Origin of the sequence: Bradyrhizobium sp. i1.15.2 (assembly GCF_040548425.1) — a bacterium.
GTDB classification, from domain to species: domain Bacteria; phylum Pseudomonadota; class Alphaproteobacteria; order Rhizobiales; family Xanthobacteraceae; genus Bradyrhizobium; species Bradyrhizobium canariense.
This window is the reverse complement of the sequence record NZ_JBEPRQ010000002.1, coordinates 122,434-146,051: the sequence shown is the minus strand read 5'-3', so window position 1 is coordinate 146,051 and position 23,618 is coordinate 122,434. Positions and strand designations below refer to the sequence as shown.

Here is a 23,618-nt window from a genome sequence, read left to right as displayed (position 1 = left end):
AATATCCTATTTTGAAAATATTGAATATTCAAGAATTGAAGTGCATATAGATGCAGCATCGATTGCAAGACATTCACTCATTTGGGTCAAGACAAAGTCTTAGCCGTGGCAAAACCAAACACCCCGATCACCGAACACCTCGCCTACCTGCTCGCGCAAGCCAACCGGGAGATCAATCGGCAGCTCGAACTGCGGTTGAGCAAGGAAGGCGTGCCCGTCGAGCAGTGGCGCATCCTGAAAGTGCTGTCGGATGGCAACGGCCATTCGATGGGCGAACTCGCGGATGCCGTGCTGCTCAACCATCCGACGCTGACCAAGATGATCGATCGCATGGTCTCGGACACGCTGGTCTACCGCGTGCAGGACCCGAACGATCGCCGCAAGGTCCTGATGTTCATCTCCGATCGCGGCAAGGTGCTGAGCAAGAAGCTCAACTCGCTCGCGGTCGACCAGGAAGAGCACATCCTGGAGAGCTACGGCGACAAATCGACGAGCGAATTGAAGCGGCTGCTGGAGAGCTTGATCGATAGTTCGAATTGAGAATTCGTCGTCCTGGCTTTCGCCAGGACGACGATGGAGATGGAGCTGCGCGCCACATACTCGCTGTCATCGCCCGATTTAATCGGGCGATCCAGTATTCCAGAGACTGATGTGATTTGAACCGAGAAGCCGCGGCGTACTGGGTCGCCCGGTTAAACCGGGCGACGACAGTGGGGTGTGAGGCGTCGACGTCGGCGCTTCACATTCAAGCCTTACGCGTACCGCCCGTGGCAGTGCTTGTACTTCTTGCCTGAGCCGCACGGACAATCCTCGTTGCGGCCGATCTTGCCCCAGCTGGCCGGGTTCTTGGGATCGCGCAACGCGGCGTCGGTGGCCTGCGCTCCGAGCGTGACGCTGGCGAGCGCCATTTCGTCCTCGCCGGTGTTCGGGTCGAATTTGTGCGCTTCCATCTGAGGCAGCACCGGGGCTTCCTGCTCCGGCGGCACGATCTCGACCCGCATCAGCTGCGCCGTAACGGCCTCGCGCAGATGCGCGCTCATCTCCTGGAAAAGGTTGAACGCCTCGGTCTTGTACTCCTGCAGCGGATCGCGCTGGCCGTAGCCGCGCAGGCCGATGACCTGGCGCAGATGGTCGAGCATGATCAGATGCTCGCGCCAGAGATGGTCGAGCGTCTGCAGCAGAATGGTCTTCTCGACGTAACGCATCACGTCGGGACCCCATTGCCCGACCTTGGCCGCCATGTGCTCGTCGGCGCGGGTCTCGATGCGCGTGAGCAGCTCCTCGTCGGCGATGCCCTCTTCCTTGGCCCAGTCCTCGACCGGCAAGTCGAGATCGAGCACGCGCTTGAGCTCTTCCTTCAGGCCCGCGACGTCCCACTGTTCGGCATAGGCGTGCTCGGGCACGTGCTTGGCGACGAGATCGTCGATGAAGGCGTGGCGCATGTCGGCGACGGTCTCGGCGACGCTGTCGTCCTTCATCAGGTCGACGCGCTGGTCGAAGATCACCTTGCGCTGGTCGTTCTGGACGTTGTCGAACTTGAGCAAATTCTTGCGGATGTCGAAGTTGCGCGCCTCGACCTTCTGCTGCGCCTTTTCGAGCGCCTTGTTGATCCAGGGATGGATGATGGCCTCGCCCTCTTGCAGGCCGAGACGCTGCAGCATGCTGTCGAGGCGATCCGAGCCGAAGATGCGCATCAGATCGTCTTCCAGCGACAGGAAGAATTTCGAGCGGCCGGGGTCGCCCTGACGGCCGGAACGACCGCGGAGCTGGTTGTCGATGCGGCGGGATTCGTGGCGTTCGGAGCCCATGATGTAGAGGCCGCCGGGCTTCTTCACCGTCTTGGCGGGCTTCGAACCCTTCGCCGGCTCGATCTCGACCTCTTCTTCGGCCTTCAGCACGATGTCGCGGAAGTGCTCGATGTCGGCCTTGATCTGCTCGATCTTCAAGGCCTTCTCGGCCTCGTCCTCGATCGAAGCGGCCTCCTGCTGGATGCGCATTTCCAGCGAGCCGCCGAGCTTGATGTCGGTGCCGCGGCCGGCCATGTTGGTCGCGATCGTGATCGCGCCGGGGACGCCGGCTTCCGCGACGATGTAGGCTTCCTGCTCGTGGAAGCGCGCGTTCAGCACCGCGAACAGCTTTGCCGGCTTGCCGGCGCGGGCCGCGGCGTACAGCTTCTGCATCGAATTTTCGCTGCCGAAATCGATCTGCCGATAGCCGTGCTTCTTGAGATATTCGGCGATCACTTCCGATTTTTCGATCGAGGCGGTGCCGACCAGCACCGGCTGCAGCCGCGCGTTGGCGCGCTCGATCTCGGCCAGGATCGCGGCGTATTTCTCGTTCTGGGTGCGATAGACCTCGTCGTCCTCGTCGAGACGGGCGACCGGCAAATTGGTCGGGATTTCCACGACCTCGAGCTTGTAGATGTCGAACAATTCGTCGGCTTCGGTCAGCGCCGTGCCGGTCATGCCGGCGAGCTTTTCGTACATCCGGAAATAGTTCTGGAAGGTGATCGAGGCCAGCGTCTGGTTTTCCGGCTGGACCTGCACGTGCTCCTTGGCTTCCAGCGCCTGATGCAGGCCTTCCGAATAGCGGCGGCCCTGCATCATGCGACCGGTGAACTCGTCGATGATGACGACCTCGTCGTCGCGGACGATGTAGTCCTTGTCGCGCGTGAACAGGGTGTGGGCGCGCAGCGCCTGGTTGATGTGGTGCACGACGGAGACGTTCTCGACGTCGTAGAGCGACTCGCCCTTGAGCTGGCCGGCATCGCGCAGCAGCGTCTCGATCTTCTCCATGCCGGCTTCGGTCAGCGTCACTGTGCGCTGCTTCTCGTCGACGTCGTAGTCGGACTTGTCGAGCTTGGGCAGGAAGCCGTCGATGGTGTTGTAGAAGTCGGAGCGGTCGTCGAGCGGACCGGAAATGATCAGCGGCGTGCGCGCTTCGTCGATCAGGATGGAATCGACTTCGTCGACGATGGCGTAGAAGTGCGGCCGCTGGACCATGTCCTCGAGCCGGTACTTCATGTTGTCGCGCAGATAGTCGAAGCCGTATTCGTTGTTGGTGCCGTAGGTGATGTCGCAGGCATAGGCCGTCTTGCGCTCGGAATCGTCGAGGCCGTGCACGATCACGCCGGTGGTCAGGCCGAGGAAGCCGTAGATCTGGCCCATCCAGGCGGAGTCGCGGCGGGCGAGGTAGTCGTTGACGGTGACGACGTGGACGCCCTTGCCGGCGAGCGCGTTGAGGTAGACCGCGAGCGTTGCGACCAGGGTCTTGCCTTCGCCGGTCTTCATCTCGGCAATGTCGCCCTCGTGCAGCACCATGCCGCCGATCAGCTGGACATCGAAATGGCGCTGGCCGAGCGTGCGCTTGGCGGCTTCACGGACCGTGGCGAAAGCGGGGACCAGAAGGTCGTCCAGGGTCTTGCCCTCGGCGAGCTGCTGCCTGAACTCGACGGTGCGGGCCTTGAGGGCTTCGTCGGAGAGTTTCGAAACCTCGGGCTCCAGCGCGTTGATCGCGTTGACGCGGGACTGATATCCCTTCACCCGCCGGTCGTTGGCGGAGCCGAAAAACTTGCGGGCGAGCGCGCCGATCATGCTTAGTTCCTGTGTTCGCGATTCAACCGCGTTCGCGTTGCAGCCAAGAGGTTGTCACCCGCCTGCCTATCAACTCACCGTGACGCCTGCTGGGCGCCGGAGCCCGGACTGCGGGGGGTCCATCCGCCATATGGGTGGGAGTTGGGCAAGTCTGGGTTCAACGGCCAAAAACGCAGCAAAATAAACGCCATCGCATGGACGCGACCGGGCAGAGATATGGCCCGGTCAGGGCCTTGTCAACGGCGGGTGCATTGCGGCTAATTCATCATTTTGACAGACTTTTCGCGTTGCCAAGGCCCCCTGAATTGGGCGAGTGTCCGCCCCGCTCGAGCAGCCCCCTGCTTCAACAAAAGGATTTTCCATGACCACCTCGTTCCCGGTAACCAAAACCGGCCTGCGCTTCGGCCTCGCCACCGCCCTCGTGGGCTGCCTTGCGCTGGCGCTGATCGCAGGTCCCGGCCGGGCTGCCGACGATCCGGTGCTGGCGAAGGTCAATGGCGCGGAAATCAAGAAGAGCGACGTCGCCATGGCCGAAGAGGAACTCGGGCCGAGCCTTGCCCAGATGGACCCGGCGACCAAGGACGAGAACGTCCTGTCCTTCCTGATCGACATGAAGATCGTCGGCAAGGCCGCCGAAGACAAGAAGCTCGCCGACGGCGAGGAGTTCAAGAAGCGGCTCGCGTTCGCCCGCAACCGCCTGCTGATGGACAGCCTGCTCGCCGGCGAGGGCAAGGCCGCCACCACCCCGGATGCCATGAAGAAGGTCTATGAGGAGGCCTCCAAGCAGATCACCGGCGAGCAGGAAGTGCACGCCCGCCACATCCTGGTCGAGACCGAGGACGAGGCCAAGGCGGTGAAGGCCGAGCTCGACAAGGGCGCCGATTTCGCCGAGCTCGCCAAGAAGAAGTCCAAGGATCCGGGTTCGGCCGACGGCGGCGACCTCGGTTTCTTCACCAAGGAGCAGATGGTGCCGGAATTCTCGGCGGTCGCCTTCGCGCTCGAGCCGGGCAAGATCTCCGACCCCGTGAAGTCGCAGTTCGGCTGGCACGTCATCAAGGTCGAGGAAAAGCGCAACCGCAAGGCGCCGGACTTCGAGCAGGTCAAGGCGCAGATCGAGCAGTATGTCACCCGCAAGGCCCAGGCCGATTACGTCGCCAAGCTGCGCGCGGAAGCCAAGGTCGAGCGGCTGGACCAGCCGGCGGATGCTGCCAAGGACGCCAAGCCGGCTGATGCGGCCAAGCCTGCCGATGCGAAGCCGTCCGACAGCAAGATGGCGCCGCCTGCGAAGAAGTAAGAATTCGCTGTCACTTCGGTGACGTGAAGAGTATCTAAGCCTTTGTGATGCCCGGCCCCCGCGCCGGGCATCTGCATATCCAGATCCCATCAAGGCGCCCGCGATGTCCTCCTCCGTCTCTCCCCTCGCCCCGAAACACGTTCCCGACATGCCCGTGATCGCGGGGGTCCGTCTCGCGACGGCCGAGGCCGGCATCCGCTACAAGAACCGCACCGACGTGCTGCTCGCGGTGATGGACAAGGGCACCGCGGTCGCCGGCGTCTTCACCAAGTCGAAATGCCCCTCCGCGCCGGTGGAATGGTGCCGCGCCAAGCTGAAGGGCGGCAAGGCGCGCGCGCTGGTGGTGAATTCCGGCAACGCCAATGCCTTCACCGGCAAGACCGGTCGCAGCTCCACCGCGCTGACCGCGAAGATCGCGGCCAAGGCCGTCGGATGCACCGAGGGCGAGATCTTCCTGGCCTCGACCGGCGTGATCGGCGAGCCGCTGGATGCGACCAAGTTCGACGGCGTGCTCGGGCGGCTCGCGGAAACCGCCGAGGCCGGCGATTATCTCGCCGCCGCCAAGGCGATCATGACCACCGACACCTTCCCGAAGGTCGCAACCGCGACCGTGAAGCTCGGCAAGGCCAAGGTCACCATCAACGGCATGGCCAAAGGTGCCGGCATGATCGCCCCCGATATGGCGACGATGCTGTCCTTCATCTTCACCGACGCACCGATCGCGCCGGCCGCGCTGCAGGCGCTGCTCAAGAGCGGCGTCGAAGACACGTTCAACGCGGTGACGATCGACGGCGACACCTCGACCTCGGATACGCTGCTGGCGTTCGCCACCGGTGCTGCCGCAGAACACGGCGCGCCGAAGATCAGCCGCGCCAGCGACCCCCGCCTGAAAGCCTTCGTCAAGGCCTTCAACCAGGTGCTCGCCAATCTTTCCGAGCAGGTGGCCCGCGACGGCGAAGGCGCCCGTAAGCTGGTCGAGATCACCGTCGAGGGCGCCAAGACCAAGGCCTCGGCGCGCAAGATCGCGATGTCGATCGCGAACTCGCCGCTGGTGAAGACCGCAATCGCCGGCGAGGACGCCAATTGGGGCCGCGTGGTGATGGCGGTCGGCAAGGCCGGCGAGCCGGCCGACCGCGACAAGCTCTCGATCTCCTTCAACGGCATCCGCGTCGCCAAGAGCGGCGCGCGCGATCCGTCCTATGACGAGGCGCAGGTGTCGGAAGCGATGAAAGCGCCGGAGATCGCGATCAAGGTCTCGCTCGGCCTCGGCAAGGGCCGCGACCGCGTGCTGACCTGCGACCTCACCAAGGAGTATGTCGCGATCAACGGGGATTACAGGTCGTAAGCGTCCCGACCGGCGGCTATTTCGTGATGTGCGCAGTGATCAGCGCCTGATTGAACATGGCGTTCAGGGCGGCCGTGATGTCCGCCGGGGTATTCGCCGTATAGAAGTAGCCCGGCGTCGCGCAGCCCTGCAGGCTCGCCGGAATGAGCGGTATGTTCCAATTGGCGTAATCGTCCTCGTCATTGGCAAAAGACGCGTTCACCGGATCGATCACCTGGTAAGGAATGTAGAGCACCGAGATGATGATACCCTTGTCCTTCAAGGGTTTGCAGACGGTCGCCGGATTGATGACCGTGGCATGGTTACTGCCCGACCAGCCTCCATTCGGAACGCCTTTGACTTGCGGATCTTGTGCGCCGTCGGTGACGAGGAATACATAGGGTCGCGCGTTGCTCGAGGCGCTGCCGTCGCCGGCGCTGACGATCAAGCTGTTGAGCGAACTCAACGCGTTGTCGATATGGGTGCCGCCCGATCCGAGAGCCGTATTCATGTTGGTGTCGAGCAACGAAGCGAGGTTGGCGGCTGCGTAGTTGATTGTCGACGGATTCGTCGAAGAACCGTTGATGCTGGACGTCAGCGGAAAATAGTTCTTATCGAGGTACTGAATGAACGGATAGATACCAATCCGGAATTGATTAGCGACCTTCATGCTGCTGTTGGCGGTGATAAACAGCTGGTTCACGGCGTAGCCGACCGCATCCAGCCGGAGCTGAATGCAGTTATCGGTTCCGGCGGTGGGGCAGTTCGCAACGGTCGGAAGGGTCGAATACAGTGAGCCCGGTAGACCGGACACGACTGAAGACGACAGCTTCTTGCCCTTTGGATACGTTGAATTCACAGTCGTCGTCGAAAGCAGACCGGCATAGCCGCTTTGACTGACGCGCGAGATCGCATAGCCCAGACAGTAATTGTTGGTAGGATATCCCTGCGTTCCGCTATCGGTGCACGCACTGTTCTGGGGCGCGAAATGGCAGGCCAAGGTGCAGCCTGTGGGGTATTGCCTGAAGTTGTCCGGGTTGATCGATTGCATTCGGACGGCCTCGGCCGAGGTCGACGGCAGGCCCATGGATCCGGAGACGTCGAGCGTGAGATAGAAATCGAGATAGGGCGGCAGCGACGCGGAGGCATTCGAGGTGCCGGAGACGCTGAGCTTTTGGTAGCCGAGAATCTTCAGGAAGGTGACGGGGACGTCGGCACTGAACTGGACGCTGGCGGCCACGGCGATCCCAGTCTTCGTCACCGTGCTGTTGCGAGACAAGTTGGGCGGTGCCGTGACATTGCTCATGTTGGCGTCGAACACGTTATTGGCGTCGTTCACGCCCTCCGTGACGGAGCCATTGCCCGTCATGGCTGCGGCAGCGATAAAGCCGGGGGCCTTCTGTGAGACGGCGGCGACAGCGGCGCCATCGGCAGCAGCTTGCAGCTTTGCCTTCATCCTGGTCGCCATCGAATAGTCGACGGCGCAACCGATGAACGTGATCAGGGGGACGCAGCAGATTGCGAAGATCACCGCGACATTGCCGCGGCGATCGCGGAGAAACCGACGGAAGATGGGACGAAACTCAACGCGCATGGATCTGGCCCGGAATAGTTTCAGCGTTTCCACTCTAGGAACCGTGGATTAAATATGACTTATGGAGACCTCGGAAACACGGGCCGTCACAGGGTTAACGAACCGTTGCGGATGATCCTTCAGCGAGCGGAATTCCAGGGATGGCTGATCTCAAACTGACGCTCGTGGTGGCTTGCGCGCTGGTCGACGCCGACAAGCGCGTCCTGATCGCGCAGCGCCCCGAGGGCAAGACGCTGGCCGGCCTCTGGGAATTTCCCGGCGGCAAGTGTGAGCCCGGCGAGCGGCCGGAACAGAGCCTGATCCGCGAACTCCACGAGGAGCTCGGCATCAGCGTCGCGGAGCCCTGCCTGGCGCCGCTGACATTCGCGAGCTACGGCTACGAGACCTTTCACCTCCTGATGCCGCTCTACATCTGCCGGCGCTGGGAGGGACAGGTCACGCCACGCGAAGGCCAGACCCTGGCCTGGGTTCGCGCCAACAAGCTGCGCGACTATCCCATGCCGCCCGCGGACATTCCGCTGATCCCGCATTTGATCGATTTACTGATGTGAGCTCGGACCTCATCCTGAGGAGACCGCGCAGCGGTCGTCTCGAAGGATGGCTGCGGATGAGAGCCGGGCCTGCATGGTTCGAGATGGCGCCGACGCGCCTCCTCACCATGAGGAGTTACGTCCCTCCCGCCTTCTTCACCGCCTCCGCCAGGCTCGCCTTCGCTGATCCGGGCTTGAGCGGCTGCTGCTGGCTCGCATGCGGGGCCCAGCCTGAGAGCCAGATGATGTCGAATGTCGCACGGATGCGGCCGTCGGCATCGGCAAAGCGTTCCGCGTAGATTTCAGCCATCCGCAGCAGCGTCGATCGCCGGCTGGGCGTGCGTCGCCGTTCGATCAGCACATTGGCGGCGCCCATGCGCCTGATATCCTGCATCAGCGCGAAGGCATTGCCATAGCGCACCACGACGCGGTCGACATCGGTGACCGGCAGCGCAAATCCTGCCCGCTGCAACAGCGCGCCAACGTCGCGTAAATCGGCAAACGGCGCCACACGCGGCGAAACACCGCCCTCGCATTCGGCCTCGGCGGCGGCAAAAGCCTGGCGCAGCTCGGTCAGGCTGTCGCCGCCGATCATCGCCGCCAGCAGAAGGCCGTCCGGCCTCAGCGCGCGACGGATTTGCGCGAGCACCCCCGGCAGATCGTTGACGAATTGCAGCGCCAGCGCCGAGACCACGAGGTCGAGGCCCTCGGGCGCAAAGGGCAGCTTCTCCGCACCCGACGTATCGAGCTCAATGCGCTCGATCGAGGGCAGTCGCGCGCGCAACACGGCGAGACCCTCGCCGGGCGTCCAGAGATCGGCCGCTGTACGAAACTCCCGCATCACTGCGGCCAGCCGGTCGGACATGTCCTCGGCGACCCGATCCAGCAGGAAGCTCACGGCACCTTGCGCCTGCGCGCGGCGCTGTCGCGCGTGCAGCAAAGCACGGTCGAACAGAGCGGGCGCGGTTTGCGGGGTTGTGGCCATGGCGCTGGTTACGCCGATCATGCTGGTTCTGGCAATCCACTGCGCGCGGCGCTAGCCTTGCCTCGTGGAGGCCGACGCCGGCCCCCGTGTTCCAAACTAGCAATGCGCACCAGGTCCGCGGCGCCGGAGCGTCAAACGATGATCACCTGTTATCTGCGATACGAGATCCCCCCGGACAAGCTCGCCGAATTCGAAGCCTATGGCAGGATGTGGCTGGAACTGGTGCCAAGATTCGGCGGCATCCACCACGGGTACTTCCTGCCATCGGAAGGCGCGAGCGACGTCGCCCTCGCAATGTTCAGCTTCCCGAGCTTCGCGGCGTACGAACAATATCGGAAGGACAGCGCCGAAGATCCGGACGTCCAGAAAGCGATCGAATTCGCAAGGCAAACGCGCTGCTTTCGCCGTTATGAGCGATCGTTCTTCCGGCCCGTGCTGCCGAAAGAGCCGTAGGCCGGGCGCGGACGAGAACAGCCCATTGGCTTGAGCGTGGCGCAGGACGGCGCTAGCCTTGCCCAATGGGCGCCGAGGCATCACCACCACGCTCCATTTCCAGCCATCTGCGCGGCGCGCTCGAGGCCTGCCGCGGGGTATTGGCCCATCTGCCACGGCTCGCGCTCGACATCGCGCTGCCGACGCTGTGCGTGTCCTGCCGCGAGCCGGTCGATGGCGAGGGCGTGTGCGCTTCGTGCTGGGCGCGGCTGTCGTTCATCGAACGGCCCTACTGCCCACGGCTCGGCATTCCCTTCGTCTATGACCCCGGCCCCGACATGCTATCGATGGAGGCCATTGCGAGCCCGCCGGCCTACCAACGGGCGCGCGCTGCGGTGCGCTATGACGACGTCGCGCGCACCCTGGTGCATGCTCTGAAATACCAGGACCGCACTGATCTCGCGCCGGCCATGGGGCGCTGGATGGCGCGGGCGGGCGGCGAGTTGCTCGCCGGCGCCGACATGCTGGTGCCGGTGCCCCTGCATTGGCGGCGGGCCTGGCGCCGCCGCTACAACCAATCCGGCGCCCTGGCACGCATCATCGAGCGGCAGAGCGGGGTGAAAGTGAAAGCTGAGGTGCTGCGCCGGGTACGCGCCACCGAGCAGCAGATCGGCCTGTCGCGGGCCCAGCGCGCCACCAATGTGCAGGGCGCATTCCAGGTATCCCCGGACCGTCAGGCGGACGTCCAGGGTCGGCGCATTGTCCTCATCGACGACGTCCTGACGTCGGGTGCGACGCTGGATGCCTGCGCGCGAGCCCTGCTCCGGGCCAAGGCGGCGCAAGTGGACGTGCTGGTGTTTGCCCGGGTTGTCGAGAGCCGGTGAAGTCCCATATAATTCAATGAATTCATGACATGAAAGCGCCAGACAAGATGACCGCTGCTGTCGAGATCTACACCAGGCCGGGCTGCGGCTATTGTTCCGCCGCCAAGTCGCTGCTGACCCGCAAGAAGGCGACGTTCACGGAGTTGGATATCGCCAAGAACCCGTCCTGGCGCCAGGAGATGTACGATCGCTCCGGCGAGGGCTCGACCTTCCCGCAGATCTGGATCGGCGGAACCCATGTCGGAGGCTGCGACGAACTCTACGCGCTCGATCGTGAAGGCAAGCTCGACGCCATGCTCGAAAGCGTCAAGGCGGAGTCATGAGCGACAACAGGACCTTCACGGCAGCGATGGTGCAGATGCGCACCGGCCTGATGCCCGAGCCAAGCCTCGCGCAGGCCACCAGGCTGATCCGCCAGGCTGCGGCCAATGGCGCCGACTACGTGCAGACGCCCGAAGTCAGCAATATGATGCAGCTCAACCGCAAGGCCCTGTTCGAGCACCTCCAGAGCCAAGACGACGACAACTCGCTGAGGGCGTACCGGGCGCTCGCGGCCGAACTGAAGATCCACATCCATGTCGGCTCGCTGGCGCTGCGCTTTTCGGACGAAAAAGCGGTCAACCGCTCGTTCCTGATCGGGCCCGAGGGCAATGTGCTCGCGAGCTACGACAAGATCCACATGTTCGACATCGAGCTCCCTGACGGCGAGAGCTATCGCGAATCCGCCAATTACCAGCCGGGCGAGACGGCCGTGATCTCCGACCTGCCCTGGGGCCGCGTCGGGCTGACGATTTGCTACGATGTCCGCTTCCCCGCGCTCTACCGCGCGCTGGCCGAAAGCGGCGCGTACTTCATCACGGTGCCCTCGGCCTTCACCCGCAAGACCGGTGAAGCGCATTGGCACGTGCTGTTGCGTGCGCGCGCGATCGAGACCGGTTGCTTCATCTTCGCCGCGGCGCAGGCAGGGCTGCATGAGAACAAGCGGGAGACCTATGGCCATTCGCTGATCATCGATCCCTGGGGCGAGATCCTCGCCGAAGGCGATGTCGAGCCCGGCATCATCATGGCACAAATCGATCCGGCCAAGGTCGAGACCGCGCGCCGCGCGATCCCCTCGCTCCAGCACGGCCGCCGCTTCGGCGTCGCCGACCCCAAGGCCGGGCCGGACCACCTGCATCTGGTGCGGGGATCGGCATGATCCGCTACGCGCTCCGCTGCGACCGGAGCCACGACTTCGAGAGTTGGTTCCAGAGCTCGGCCGCGTACGATTCTCAGGTGAAGCGCAAGCTCGTGACTTGTCCGATCTGCGGCTCGGCCAAGGTCGACAAGGCGATCATGGCGCCGCGCATCGTCGGCAAGAAGGGCCGCGGACGCGCCACGCCGCCGCCTGAGCCCACCGCCACGACGACCGCGCCCGAGGCTGCGCAATCCGCACCGACCTCGCTGTTGATGGCGCAGGAGCGCGAGCTGCGCGCCAAGCTCAAAGAGCTGCGCGATCACATCGTGAAGAACGCCGACAATGTCGGTGAGCGATTCGCCAATGAAGCCCGCGCGATGCATTACGGCGACAAGGAGCACCGTCCGATCTACGGCGAAGCCTCGCCCGACGAGGCCAAGTCGCTGATCGACGAAGGCATCGAGGTGTCGCCGCTGCCGACGCTGCCGGAAGACCGGAATTAGACTCCCACCAGCACCGCCACGCCGAGCACGATCAGCGCGATGCCGATAATTTCGCGCGGCGCGATCGGCTGCTTGAACGAGTAATAGGCCACGCCTTGCGCGAACAGCACCTCGATCAAGGCCAGCGTGCGGACATTGGCGGCGGCCGTCAGCGCGAACGCCAGGAACCAGAACTGCGAGGCGAAGGCGCCGGTGAAGCCGGCCAGCATTGAGGGCCGCCACATTGAGAGGATGCCCTGAAGCACCTTTGGCGCGCGCCAGAGCAGATAGATCGTCAGGATCAACGTCTGCACGAACAGGCCGAGCACCAGCGTGAACGATGCCGCCGTCACGAACGAGACATCAGGCACGTTGATGATGGCGCCGCGGAAGCCGACCGCTGACAACGCGAACGCCGCCGCCGCGACGAGACCGGTGATGGTCGGCTTCAATTCGGCAAAACTCTTCTCGCCACCGGGCCGTAGCGCGGTGATGACGACGCCGATTGTCGCGATCACGATCGCCAGCACCTTGAGCCATGTCAGATGATCGCCGAGGAAGACGAAGCCGAAGATGGCGGTCTGGATCGCCTCGGTTTTCAGATAGGCCGTCGTCACCACGAAGGAGCGGTCGTTCATGGCGAGCAGCATCAGGCCGGTCGCGACGATCTGGCTGAGCGCGCCGAGCAGCAGCCACGGCCAGAACACACCGGGCGGCATGCCGAGATGATCGCCGGTGGCAACCAGCACCACTGCCAGGAACAGGAGCGAGAACGGAAAGCCGAATAGGAAGCGGATATTGGTCGCGCCCCAAGTCCCCAGCGGCTTTGTCAGTGACCGCTGCATCGCATTGCGCGCGACCTGGCCGAGCGCGGCAATGACGGTGAAGGGAATCCAGAGGCTGGCGATGGTGAACATGGGGAAATGGGTGGGAGGGCCAATGATTGCGGCCAACCTGCCGCTAGCTGTTCAATGGGTCAACCACACGAACGTCATGGGAGCGATGCTATCGCCAAATTCATCGTCGTCCTGGACAAGCGAAGCGCAGATCCAGGACCCATTACCCCTGGGAGTGGTTTGGCGAAGACTCGAGATTATCTGTCTCGCGCCACAACTTCTCCCAGGGGTAATGGGTCCTGGCTTTCGCCAGGACGACGCCGAATGTTTGGAAGCAGCAACGCCTCACACCATGCCTTCCGCCACCACCATGTAGTTCACGTCCATGTCTGACGAGAGGGTCCATTTGTCGGCGAAGGGTGAGTAGACGACGCCGGTCTGCTCGGTGATGACCAGGCGGTTGTCGAGCAGGTATTTCGTCAGTTCGTCGGGGGTGACGAATTTGTTCCACTCGTGGGTGCCGCGCGGCAGCCATCGCAGCACATATTCGGCGCCGACGATGGCGAGCGCAAAACTCTTCCAGTTCCGGTTCAGCGTCGAGACCACCATCAACCCGTTCGGCTTCAGCATCGCGGCGCAGCGCTTCAGGAAAACGCCGACGTCGACGACGTGCTCGACCACCTCCATCGCCAGCACGATGTCAAAGCGCTCGCGCGGGTCGATCTCCTCAACCGTGGTGCAGCGATAGTCGATCGCGAGATGCGCCTTGTCGGCATGCAGCTTCGCGGCCGCGATGTTGCTGACCGACGGATCGACGCCGATGACCTGCGCACCCAGGCGCGACAGCGGCTCGCAGAGCAGGCCGGCGCCGCAGCCGATATCGAGCACGCGCAGACCGCCGAGGCAGTTGAGGCTGCGCAAATTGCGCTCGAACTTGCGGCAGGCGGCATCGCGGATGTAGCCGAGCCGCAGCGGGTTGATCCGGTGCAGCGGCGCCATCTTGCCGTTGGGGTCCCACCACTCGGCCGAAAGTTTTGAGAATTTCGCGATCTCGGCGGCGTCGACGGTCGAGCCCGGCTGCGGGCTTGCGGTAGCGGAAGTATTTTGCTGCATGCTCATGGGTTGCGCGCGGTCCTACCGCGTGGTGATCGAACTGCGGAAGGCGAGCGGCGAGGCGATGGTCCGGATGGTTTCGCGACCTTCCCCCACGCCATTGATGGTGACGTCGCCATAGTTGAGAATACGTCCGAGAATGGTCTGATTCACATCGACGCTCTCGACCTTATCCAGCGCCATCTCGAAGGTGCGGCGCTTGATGAAGCCGGTCTTGTGCACGACCCGCAAATTGGTCACGTCGGTCTCGGTGGTAAAGCGATGGAACCAGCCCTTCACGGTCCAGTACAGCGCCGCCAGAGCCACTAGGCCGGCCGCGACCAGACAGAGCAGGACGAGCCCCTCGACGATGGTTTGCCGGGACAGGACGAACAGGACCAGCGCCACGATCCAGGCCAGGATCGCCGGAAAATAGAAGATCCAGTGCGCATTGGTCGAATACAGCACCCGCTCGCCCGGTTGCAGGATCTCGTCGATGTAACGCGCCATGACCTCGAATAACCCATTGCCCGGATTGGCCCGCGCAGGAACCTGCTTGCCCCCGGCCCCGCCCCTCTGTATACGCGCGGTCGGTATCGCAGGCACCCGTCCAGCGCGGGTCACCATACTTATCCTTATGAGGGAATGCACGCGTCGTCATGAGCCGCCTCGTGATGAAATTCGGCGGCACATCCGTCGCCAACATCGAACGTATCCGCAACGTCGCACGCCATGTGAAGCGTGAGGTCGACGCCGGCCATGAAGTGGCCGTGGTCGTCTCGGCGATGTCCGGTAAAACCAACGAGCTGGTGGCCTGGTGCACCGAGGCCTCGCCGATGCACGACGCACGCGAATACGACGCCGTGGTCGCCTCGGGCGAACAGGTGACGTCCGGCCTGCTTGCCATCGTGCTTCAGGGCATGGGTATCCAGGCCCGCTCCTGGCAGGGCTGGCAGATCCCGATCACGACCAGCGACGCCCATGCTTCGGCCCGGATCGAGGGCATCGACGGCAGCGAGATCATCAAGCGCTTCAGGGAGCGCAAGGAAGTCGCCGTGATCGCCGGCTTTCAGGGCATCAACCCCGAGACCAACCGCATCACCACGCTCGGCCGCGGCGGCTCCGACACCTCGGCCGTGGCAATCGCCGCCGCCGTCAAGGCGGACCGCTGCGACATCTACACCGACGTCGACGGTGTCTACACAACCGATCCGCGAATCGTGCCGAAGGCGCGCCGGCTCGACAAGATCGCGTTCGAAGACATGCTGGAGCTGGCCTCCCAGGGCGCCAAGGTGCTCCAGGTCCGCTCAGTGGAACTCGGCATGGTCCACAACATGCCGATTTTCGTCCGCTCGAGCTTCGACAAGCCCGAGGATATCGACCCGCATGCCAACCAGCCGCCCGGCACGCTGATCTGCAGCGAGGAGGAGATCATGGAAAGCCACGTCGTCACCGGCATCGCCTTTTCGAAGGACGAGGCCCAGATCTCGGTACGCCAGATCGAGGACAAACCCGGCGTGGCGGCGTCGATCTTCGGCCCGCTCGCGGAGGCCAACATCAACGTCGACATGATCGTGCAGAACGTCTCCGAAGACGGCAAGACCACCGATCTCACCTTCACGGTCCCGGCCGCCGACTATACCAGGGCCAAGGAGACCATCACCGCGGCCAAGAGCCAGATCAATTACGCCCGGCTCGACACCGCGACCGACGTTGCCAAGATCTCGGTGATCGGCAGCGGAATGCGCAGCCATGCCGGCGTCGCCGCCCAGGCGTTCTCGGCCCTCGCAGGACGGAATATCAACATCCGGGCCATTACAACCTCCGAGATCAAGTTCTCGGTTCTGATCGACACCGCCTATACCGAGCTTGCGGTGCGCACGCTGCACACGCTCTACGGTCTCGATCAGGCGTAGGCTAATTTTCTCTTAGCGGTCGCAGCAAACGCTGAGGTCTCCACACTTTCGCGTTTGGCAGGCGTTTTGCTTGGCAAAACAAGCCCCAATTCGCTATACGGCGAACAGGGTGGGCTGCCAGAAACTGTGCCCCAGTTGAGGCGGTGCTGATTCGGCCCAGGCAACCGCCGGGGCCGGCGCCGGACGAGCAAATTTGTTGTTTTTCTGGATTTCTGGGCGAGCCGCCGCGGGCCCTTTCGGCCCCGGCTGACGAAGGAGATTGACGGTTCATGCGGAGCGCGTCGGGAGGTCCCCGCGTCTTGTTGAGACGGCTCCGCGAAACCATGGCGGAGCAGGTCTCGGCCCAGGAGCGGCTGGACAAGATCGTGGTGCTGATCGCCGCCAACATGGTGGCCGAGGTGTGCTCGGTCTATGTGCTGCGCGTCGACAACACGCTCGAGCTCTATGCCACCGAAGGCCTCAACCGCGAGGCCGTGCATCACACCGTGCTCAGCGCCCATGAGGGCCTTGTCGGCCTGGTCGCCAGCGAGGCAACCCCTCTCAACTTGAACGACGCGCAGAGCCATCCGGCCTTCTCGTTCCGCCCGGAGACCGGCGAAGAGATCTACCACTCCTTCCTCGGCGTGCCGATCCTGCGCGCCGGCAACACGCTCGGCGTGCTGGTGGTGCAGAACCGCGCCAAGCGCAACTATGTCGAGGAGGAACTCGAGGCGCTTCAGACCACGGCGATGGTGCTGGCGGAGCTGATCGCCTCCGGCGAGCTGTCCGCGCTGGCCCAGCCGGGCCATGAGCCCGCCGCGCGCCATTCGGCGCAGAAGGTCGGCGCCATCCTGTCGGAAGGCATCGCGCTCGGCCACGTCGTGCTGCACGAGCCGCGCGTCGTCATCAAGGACTACATCGCCGAGGACCTGCCGAAGGAGATCAAGCGGCTCGACACCGCGCTCGCCAAGCTGCGCGCCGATCTCGATCGCATGCTGGAGCGCGGCGACGTCGCGGAAGGCGGCGAGCATCGCGAGGTGCTGGAAGCCTACCGCATGTTCGCCAACGACCAGGGCTGGTCGCACAAGCTGCACGAGGCGGTCGCCACCGGCCTGACGGCGGAAGCCGCCGTCGAGCGTGTGCAATCCGACACCCGCGCGCGCATGCTGCGCTCGACCGATCCCTATTTACGCGACCGGCTGCATGATCTCGAGGATCTCGGCTATCGCCTGATGCGGCAACTGGTCGGCCAGGATCACGCGCCGTCACGCGAACAATTGCCCGACAATGCCATCGTCATCGCCCGCGCGATGGGCCCGGCGGCGCTGCTCGACTACGACCGCAAGCGCCTGCGCGGCATCATATTGGAGGAAGGCACCGCCAATTCCCACGTCTCGATCGTGGCGCGCGCGCTCGGCATTCCCGCGGTCGGTGAGGTCCCGAACGCGCCTGGGATCGCCGATCCCGGCGACGCCGTCATCGTCGACGGTACCTCCGGCATGATCTATGTGCGCCCATCGCAGGAGGTCGAAGCGGCCTTCGCGGAGCGCGTGCGCTTCCGCGCCCGCCGCCAGGCGCAGTATCTGGCGCTGCGCGACCTGCCCTGCGTCACCAAAGACGGCCAGAAGGTCGAGCTGATGATCAATGCGGGTCTCGCGATCGACCTGCCGCATATCGAAGATACCGGCAGCGCCGGCATCGGCCTGTTCCGCACCGAGCTGCAATTCATGGTCGGCCAGAGCCTGCCGCGCACCAGCGACCAGCTCGCGCTCTATCGCACCGTGCTGGATGCCGCCGGCACCAAGCCCGTCACCTTCCGCACCCTCGACATCGGCGGCGACAAGGCGCTGCCTTACATGGAGGCGGTGATCGAGGAGAATCCCGCGCTCGGATGGCGCGCGATCCGGCTCGGGCTCGACCGTCCCGGGCTGTTGCGCGGCCAGATCCGCGCCCTGCTGCGCGCCGGCGGCGGCCGCGCGTTGCGCATCATGTTCCCGATGATCTCGGAGGTGGGTGAATTCGATTCGGCGAAGGCGCTGGTCGAACGCGAGCTGACCTATCTGCGCCAGCACGGCCACACACTGCCGGAGCGGATCGACATCGGCACCATGGTCGAGGTGCCGGCGCTGCTCTATCAGCTCGACGAGCTTCTCAAGAAGGTCGACTTCATCTCGGTCGGCTCCAACGATCTGTTCCAGTTCCTGTTCGCGGTCGACCGCGGCAATGCAAAGGTCTCCGAACGCTTCGACACCATGTCGGCGCCGATCCTGCGTGCGCTGCGCGACATCGCGCGCAAGTCGCAGGAGGCGAAGAAATCGCTGTCACTCTGCGGCGAGATGGCCTCGAAGCCGATCGGCGCACTGGCCCTGATCGCGATGGGCTATCGCTCGCTGTCGCTCTCGGCCACCGCGCTCGGCCCGGTCAAGGCGATGGTGATCGATCTCGACGCCAAGAAGGCCGAAGCGATGCTCGGCCCGTTGCTGGACGCGCCCGCCGGCAGCGTCTCGATCCGGCAGAAGCTGACGGAATTTGCCGAGGCTGAAGGCCTGGCGTTGTAGCGGGCCTGTCGCCCCTTCCTGCCGCCTCGCCCTTTCCCGCATTTTGAGACTGAACCGATGTCGTCACTCCCCGAAGCCAAACTGGACGTCCTGCTCGCGCATCACGCCTCGCTCGAAGCCGAATCGCTCGGTCAGCTCGCCTCCGAACGCTATGTGCAGATCACGCGTGAGCTCGCCGAGCTCACGCCATTGATCGAAGCGGTCAAAACCTATCGTTCGGCCGTCAAGGAGCTCGCCGACACCGAGGCGCTGATCGCCGATCCCGCGACCGATGCCGAGATGCGCGCCATGGCGGAAGCCGAGCGCGACGAGCTGACGCCGAAGATCGAGGATCTGGTCCAGAAAATCCGCGTCGCGCTGCTGCCGAAGGACGCCATGGACGACCGCAACGTGGTGCTGGAAATCCGCGCCGGCACCGGCGGCGACGAGGCTTCGCTGTTCGCCGGAGATTTGTTCCGGATGTACGAGCGCTTCGCGGCCCTGCAGGGCTGGAAGGTCGAGGTGATCTCGGCGAGCGAAGGCAGCGTCGGCGGCTACAAGGAAATCATCGCCGAGGTGCAGGGCCGCGGCGCGTTCTCGAAGCTGAAGTTCGAGTCCGGCGTGCACCGGGTGCAGCGCGTGCCGGACACCGAGACGCAGGGGCGCATCCACACATCCGCCGCCACGGTCGCCGTAATGCCCGAGGTCGAGGAGGTCGATGTCGAGATCCGGAACGATGATTTGCGTATCGAGACCATGCGCGCCGGGGGCGCCGGCGGCCAGCACGTCAACAAGACCGAATCGGCGATCCGCATCACCCACATCCCGACCGGCATCGTGGTGATGATGCAGGACAGCCGCTCGCAGCACAAGAATCGCGCTTCTGCCATGAACATCCTGCGTTCGCGCATTTACGACGCCGAGCAGCAACGCCTCGACGCGGCGCGCTCGGCCGAGCGCAAGGAGAAGGTCGGCTCCGGCGATCGCAGCGAGCGCATCCGCACTTACAATTTTCCGCAAGGACGCGTCACCGATCACCGCATCAATTTGACGCTCTACAAGCTGCCGCAGGTGATGGCGGGCGAAGCGCTGGGCGAACTGACCGACGCGCTCACCACCGAGCATCAGGCTGCGCAGCTCGCCGCCCAGGGCGCGGCGGCGTGAGGATCTGACGTCGCGTCAAGCCCCGCTGGAGGCGCGGAACGACTTCAGGAGCCGGCTCAATGCCGGGCTCGCGGCGCGGCGGAGCTCCTCGAGGTTCTTGCGCGAGAGCGCCTGGAGCTTCTGCTCACCCTTTTTCGTCAGCTTGAGATGAACGCGTCTGGCGTCTTCAGGGTCGGCAATGCGGCTGACCAGCCCAAGCTTCGCGAGGCGGTTGATCAGTTCCACGGCGGAGTGATGCCGGATCAGCAGAAACCGCGCGACATCACCGATGCTCGCGGGACCCGGACGCACGAAGCCCTTGATCCCAAGCAGCGCCTGATGTTGCGTCGGCGTCAATCCCTGCTGTGCTGCGGCTGCCTCGCTGAACGCCAGAAAGCTTCGGATCTGGTAGCGGAACTGCGCCAGCCCAGCATAGTCGGAGTCGCGCATCGTGCGGCGGCGTGAAGCCCGCGCAGGTATCGCCGCCGTCGACCGTTGCGCCTTCTTCGCCTGAACCATGCCGTGCCCCTCCGTTCTTGCCACTCGGCAACGCGGGCAGCCCAGCCAAAAGTAGCAAGCAGCGGCGCCGGGACCAACCAGCGGGAACTCCGGATACACAGCTATCCGTCGATCTATTCGAAGCTGGACAGCAGGATCTTCACCAGGATGACCTGGAACGCGATCGGGATGCGGACGCTTTTCCGCCGGATCGAGCGCTGCAGCGCGCCGGCAATCTCGGCGCTGGTCAAGGCACCCGCGGATGCATTGCCAATCAACTCCGCCCACATCTGCGACAGCGAGCCTCCGGGCGGGATCACCGGCTTGATCGTCACGCCACAGCCCTGCGCCCAGTCGATGATTTCCCTCATCGTGTGAGGACCGCAATTGCGCGCGGTCGCGAGGCGTTCGGCCGTCAGCGCAAGCAGCAACTCGCGCGAGGGCGACCAATTCCCCTTCGGCGGCTGCTCGGCAGTGAGCTCGACCGCGAGCTCCTTGAGGACGTTCTGGGCGCGCACGCTCAGCTTCTGCATCGGACCGGGTGCGCGCTTCGCCTGAGCGGGGCCGACGGCGGGCCCGCGCCGGCCGGCCGGCCAATTACGCGGATCCGGCATGCGCGACGCATCGCCGGATTGCGGTGTCGCCCGCTGCCCGTTCGCCTCTTCCACCGGCCACGCCGCCTCCTGCCGCCCCGCACCTTGCGGCCATGACCGTCGCTTCCGGGTACCCGCCACTGTCGTCTGCCGCGCCATTTTTCTCGCCGAACCCGCCAGCCTCGTACTCACAAAGGCTAATATATATCGTGATACGATATGTTTTCACGAGATAATTTTCGGCGTTCGACCAAAGACGAAATTGACAGAAGGCGTTCACAAGCAATGCTTGCGCCCAGGAGCTACACGCGGATGTGACGTGCCCGGCGCGGGCAGGCCCTCGAGGCCGGCCGCCGCCGGACAGGTCGTGCTTTGCCTGCAAACAACAACGATGTTCGGAGGAAACGATCATGACTGACAATCTCGTCCGCCGCGGCCTCTCGCGCCGTGGCCTGCTTCAGACCACCGCGGGCCTCATCGGCGGCGCGGTACTGCCGGGAATGCCGGCGTTTGCCGAGGACAAGCCGGCGATCGGCTCCTACCCCGCGGGGGTTTCGGGCTCCACCGCCTTCATCGGCATCTCGGTGCCGCGCACCGGCACCTATGCCGTGCAGGGTGAAGACGAGCTCAAGGGCTACCAGCTCGCGATCGAGCACATCAATGAAGGCCATGAGCTGATCAAGAAGATCTCGCCCAAGACCAGCAAGGGCGTACTCGGCAAGGAGCTGAAGTTCGGCGTCGCCGATTCCGCGGCCAAGCCGAACGAGGCGGTGCAGGCGCAGCAGCGCTTCATCAGCGAGAACAAGGCGATCATGATCACCGGCGGCACGTCGAGCGCCGTTGCGGTGGCGCTGAACAAGCTCGCCCAGCGCGAACATGTGATTTTCGTATGCGGCATTTCCGGCTCGAACGACACCACTGGCAAGGATTGCGTCCGCTACGGCTTCCGGCAGAACTTCTACGGCCAGACTGCGGCTGCAGCGATCGGCCCGGTGATGGTACGCGAGTTCGGCAAGGGCAAGAAGGCGGCGTATCTGACGCCCGACTACACCTACGGCCACACGGTTACCAAGTCGATGCAGGACTTCCTCGCGACGGCCGGCTGGACCACCGTGACCAACCAGGTCGCCCCGCTCGGCGCCCCCGACTACTCCTCGTACCTGCTGAACGTCGCGAATTCCGGCGCCGACGTGCTCATCAACGTCAACTGGGGTCACGACGCCGTGCTGTCGACCCAGCAAGCCAAGCAGTTCGGCGTGCTCGACAAGATGAAGCTGGTCGTGCCGTACCAGGTGCCTTTCATCGCGCGCGAGACCGGCGGCCTGATGCAAGGCGTCTACGCCGCCACCGACTATTGGTGGACCATCGAAGACAAATTCCCGCTGGCCAAGATGTTCAACGAAGCCTTCGAGAAGAAGTACGGCTACAAGCCCGAATGGGGCGCGGAGAACGCCTATGTCAGCTTCGCGCATTGGGCGCACATGTGCGAGCAGGCCGGCAGCTTCAGTCCGCCCGACGTGATCAAGGCCTACGAGAAAGGCGAGACGATCCCCTCTCTCGTCGGCGACGTGCATTACCGTCCCGAGGACCATCAGTGCGTTCGCCCGGTGATCATCGTCAAGGGCAAGCAGCAAAAGGACATGAAGAACAAGGAAGACTGGTACGATGTCGTCGAGATTGTCCCCGGTGAGGGCCTGATGCAGAAGCCCGACGCCTTCGGCTGCCATCTCGGCGACTACAGCTGAGACCTCGCTAATTCCTGTGACGCCGCGGACTGCACTCCGGTCCTGCGGCGTCACCCTTTTTGGACGCGCACCCTCGCGCGCCACAACAGCGATTGTCGCATGATAAGTTGGCCCAACCTCGTTTCACAGCTTTTCAACGGGCTCGCGCTCGGCGCTCTGCTCGCGCTGATCAGCTCCGGCCTGACCATCATTTACGGCACGCTCGGCGTGCTCAACCTCGCGCACGGCGCGATGTTCATGATCGGCGGCTATGCCGGCTTCGTCGCTTATCAGTACACGGAATCGTTCATCCTTGCGGTGATCGCGGGCTCGCTGTTCGTGATGCTGCTCGGCGTTCTCATGGAACGCGTCATCATCCGCCATTTCTATCATCGTCCGCACGAGGATCAGCTGCTCGTGACCTTCGGGCTCGGCATCTGTTTCGTCGAGCTCGTGCGCCTGATCTTCTCGAGCCAGTCGCAGCTGGTGCCGCCGCCGGCGCTATTCCAGGGCATCACCAATCTCGGCTTCATGTTCTATCCGACCTACCGCCTGGCCGTCGTCGGCATCGTCGCGGTCGCGCTCGGCGCACTGTTCATCGTCCTCTACCGGACCCGGCTGGGCATGATTGTGCGCGCCGGCATCGAGGATTCGGTGATGGTCGATTCGCTCGGCATCAACGTCTACCGCGTCTTCATGGTGGTGTTCGGCATCGGCGCGATGGCCGCCGGCTTTGCCGGCATCGTCAACGCGCCGGTGGTGTCGCTGACACCGGGCATCGGTGACGACATCCTGGTCCAGACCTTCGTGGTGGTCGTGATCGGCGGCGTCGGCTCGTTCCCCGGCGCGATTCTCGGCGGCCTGATCGCCGGCGAGATCATCAGCGTCACCTCCATGTTCAACCCCGGCTACGCCTATGTGATGCTGTTTGCGGCGATGACGCTCGTACTCGTGGTACGACCGCATGGCCTGCTCGGCGTCCAGGGCCGCGAGTAAGCGATCACC

General features: G+C 64.1%; 22 protein-coding genes. 14 read left to right on the top strand and 8 right to left on the bottom strand.

Going from position 1 to position 23,618, the window contains the following annotated elements; all coding sequences use genetic code 11:
- Positions 1–105 precede the first annotated feature (105 nt).
- Complete coding sequence (locus tag ABIB80_RS05510) at positions 106–540, top strand: MarR family winged helix-turn-helix transcriptional regulator (RefSeq protein WP_007599198.1); 435 nt, start codon at positions 106–108, stop codon at positions 538–540.
- Between the two features lie 212 nt (positions 541–752).
- On the opposite strand, the gene secA is transcribed toward ABIB80_RS05510, so the two are convergent.
- Positions 753–3,593 (bottom strand): preprotein translocase subunit SecA, encoded by a 2,841-nt coding sequence (secA, locus tag ABIB80_RS05505; protein ID WP_007599197.1) that lies wholly within the window; start codon positions 3,591–3,593, stop codon positions 753–755.
- A 361-nt stretch (positions 3,594–3,954) separates the two neighbouring features.
- Here secA and ABIB80_RS05500 point away from each other — a divergent pair, with 361 nt between their 5' ends.
- Together ABIB80_RS05500 and argJ are read left to right on the top strand one after the other, a co-directional pair.
- Entirely contained in the window at positions 3,955–4,887 is a 933-nt protein-coding gene (locus tag ABIB80_RS05500; RefSeq protein ID WP_007599196.1) for a peptidylprolyl isomerase, read from the top strand.
- A 103-nt stretch (positions 4,888–4,990) separates the two neighbouring features.
- The gene (gene argJ, locus ABIB80_RS05495; protein WP_007599195.1) at positions 4,991–6,232 is read left to right on the top strand and encodes a bifunctional glutamate N-acetyltransferase/amino-acid acetyltransferase ArgJ; all 1,242 of its coding nucleotides are present in this window, start codon (positions 4,991–4,993) and stop codon (positions 6,230–6,232) included.
- Positions 6,233–6,248: 16 nt separating this feature from the next.
- Here argJ and ABIB80_RS05490 read toward each other — a convergent pair whose 3' ends face one another.
- Positions 6,249–7,805 carry a TadE/TadG family type IV pilus assembly protein gene (locus ABIB80_RS05490; RefSeq protein WP_007599194.1) on the bottom strand — a complete coding sequence of 519 codons (1,557 nt, stop codon included), beginning with the start codon at positions 7,803–7,805 and terminating at the stop codon, positions 6,249–6,251.
- A 140-nt stretch (positions 7,806–7,945) separates the two neighbouring features.
- Between ABIB80_RS05490 and ABIB80_RS05485 the strand changes: the two genes are divergently transcribed.
- Positions 7,946–8,356, top strand: a complete 411-nt coding sequence (locus tag ABIB80_RS05485; protein WP_007599192.1) for a (deoxy)nucleoside triphosphate pyrophosphohydrolase — start codon at positions 7,946–7,948, stop codon at positions 8,354–8,356.
- Positions 8,357–8,471: 115 nt separating this feature from the next.
- Here ABIB80_RS05485 and ABIB80_RS05480 read toward each other — a convergent pair whose 3' ends face one another.
- Positions 8,472–9,341 (bottom strand): methyltransferase domain-containing protein, encoded by an 870-nt coding sequence (locus ABIB80_RS05480; RefSeq protein ID WP_007599189.1) that lies wholly within the window; start codon positions 9,339–9,341, stop codon positions 8,472–8,474.
- 117 nt (positions 9,342–9,458) lie between these two features.
- On the opposite strand from ABIB80_RS05480, the gene ABIB80_RS05475 reads away from it, so the two are divergent.
- The 5 genes from ABIB80_RS05475 to ABIB80_RS05455 all read left to right on the top strand — a co-directional run bounded on the left by ABIB80_RS05475 (position 9,459) and on the right by ABIB80_RS05455 (position 12,316).
- A complete protein-coding gene (locus ABIB80_RS05475; protein ID WP_007599187.1) occupies positions 9,459–9,773 on the top strand; it encodes an NIPSNAP family protein in 315 nt (104 codons plus the stop codon).
- Between the two features lie 65 nt (positions 9,774–9,838).
- Complete coding sequence (locus ABIB80_RS05470) at positions 9,839–10,636, top strand: ComF family protein (RefSeq protein ID WP_007599185.1); 798 nt, start codon at positions 9,839–9,841, stop codon at positions 10,634–10,636.
- A gap of 47 nt (positions 10,637–10,683) precedes the next feature.
- The gene (gene grxC / locus ABIB80_RS05465) at positions 10,684–10,959 is read left to right on the top strand and encodes a glutaredoxin 3 (RefSeq protein WP_035995401.1); all 276 of its coding nucleotides are present in this window, start codon (positions 10,684–10,686) and stop codon (positions 10,957–10,959) included.
- The gene (locus tag ABIB80_RS05460; protein WP_007599182.1) at positions 10,956–11,834 is read left to right on the top strand and encodes a carbon-nitrogen hydrolase family protein; all 879 of its coding nucleotides are present in this window, start codon (positions 10,956–10,958) and stop codon (positions 11,832–11,834) included. The genes grxC and ABIB80_RS05460 overlap by 4 nt, the downstream gene beginning before the upstream one ends.
- Positions 11,831–12,316 carry a DUF1178 family protein gene (locus ABIB80_RS05455; protein WP_007599181.1) on the top strand — a complete coding sequence of 162 codons (486 nt, stop codon included), beginning with the start codon at positions 11,831–11,833 and terminating at the stop codon, positions 12,314–12,316. Before ABIB80_RS05460 ends, ABIB80_RS05455 begins: the two co-directional genes overlap by 4 nt.
- Here the strand turns inward: ABIB80_RS05455 and ABIB80_RS05450 are convergent.
- From ABIB80_RS05450 to ABIB80_RS05440, 3 genes are all read right to left on the bottom strand, one after another.
- On the bottom strand, positions 12,313–13,212 hold the full coding sequence (locus ABIB80_RS05450) for an EamA family transporter (protein WP_007599180.1): 900 nt from the start codon (positions 13,210–13,212) through the stop codon (positions 12,313–12,315). The two genes, ABIB80_RS05455 and ABIB80_RS05450, sit on opposite strands and share 4 nt — an antisense overlap.
- 264 nt (positions 13,213–13,476) lie before the next feature.
- Positions 13,477–14,250: a bifunctional 2-polyprenyl-6-hydroxyphenol methylase/3-demethylubiquinol 3-O-methyltransferase UbiG gene (gene ubiG / locus ABIB80_RS05445; protein ID WP_007599179.1), complete on the bottom strand. Its 774-nt coding sequence runs from the start codon at positions 14,248–14,250 to the stop codon at positions 13,477–13,479.
- Positions 14,251–14,265: 15 nt separating this feature from the next.
- Positions 14,266–14,733 carry a PH domain-containing protein gene (locus ABIB80_RS05440; RefSeq protein ID WP_007599178.1) on the bottom strand — a complete coding sequence of 156 codons (468 nt, stop codon included), beginning with the start codon at positions 14,731–14,733 and terminating at the stop codon, positions 14,266–14,268.
- Positions 14,734–14,882: 149 nt separating this feature from the next.
- Between ABIB80_RS05440 and ABIB80_RS05435 the strand changes: the two genes are divergently transcribed.
- The 3 genes from ABIB80_RS05435 (at position 14,883) to prfA (ending at position 19,819) form a co-directional block, all read left to right on the top strand.
- Positions 14,883–16,139 (top strand): aspartate kinase, encoded by a 1,257-nt coding sequence (locus tag ABIB80_RS05435; protein ID WP_035993939.1) that lies wholly within the window; start codon positions 14,883–14,885, stop codon positions 16,137–16,139.
- A 269-nt stretch (positions 16,140–16,408) separates the two neighbouring features.
- A complete protein-coding gene (ptsP, locus tag ABIB80_RS05430) occupies positions 16,409–18,676 on the top strand; it encodes a phosphoenolpyruvate--protein phosphotransferase (protein ID WP_007599176.1) in 2,268 nt (755 codons plus the stop codon).
- Positions 18,677–18,733: 57 nt separating this feature from the next.
- A complete protein-coding gene (prfA, locus tag ABIB80_RS05425) occupies positions 18,734–19,819 on the top strand; it encodes a peptide chain release factor 1 (protein ID WP_007599175.1) in 1,086 nt (361 codons plus the stop codon).
- A gap of 15 nt (positions 19,820–19,834) precedes the next feature.
- Here the strand turns inward: prfA and ABIB80_RS05420 are convergent, their stop codons facing one another.
- Together ABIB80_RS05420 and ABIB80_RS05415 are read right to left on the bottom strand one after the other, a co-directional pair.
- Complete coding sequence (locus ABIB80_RS05420) at positions 19,835–20,317, bottom strand: MarR family winged helix-turn-helix transcriptional regulator (protein WP_007599174.1); 483 nt, start codon at positions 20,315–20,317, stop codon at positions 19,835–19,837.
- A 113-nt stretch (positions 20,318–20,430) separates the two neighbouring features.
- On the bottom strand, positions 20,431–21,048 hold the full coding sequence (locus ABIB80_RS05415) for a hypothetical protein (RefSeq protein ID WP_245285964.1): 618 nt from the start codon (positions 21,046–21,048) through the stop codon (positions 20,431–20,433).
- 251 nt (positions 21,049–21,299) lie between these two features.
- Here ABIB80_RS05415 and ABIB80_RS05410 point away from each other — a divergent pair, with 251 nt between their 5' ends.
- Positions 21,300–22,634 (top strand): substrate-binding protein, encoded by a 1,335-nt coding sequence (locus tag ABIB80_RS05410; protein ID WP_007599170.1) that lies wholly within the window; start codon positions 21,300–21,302, stop codon positions 22,632–22,634.
- A 99-nt stretch (positions 22,635–22,733) separates the two neighbouring features.
- Positions 22,734–23,609, top strand: coding sequence for a branched-chain amino acid ABC transporter permease (locus ABIB80_RS05405; protein ID WP_007599169.1), 876 nt, complete (start codon positions 22,734–22,736; stop codon positions 23,607–23,609).
- Positions 23,610–23,618: the final 9 nt, after the last annotated feature.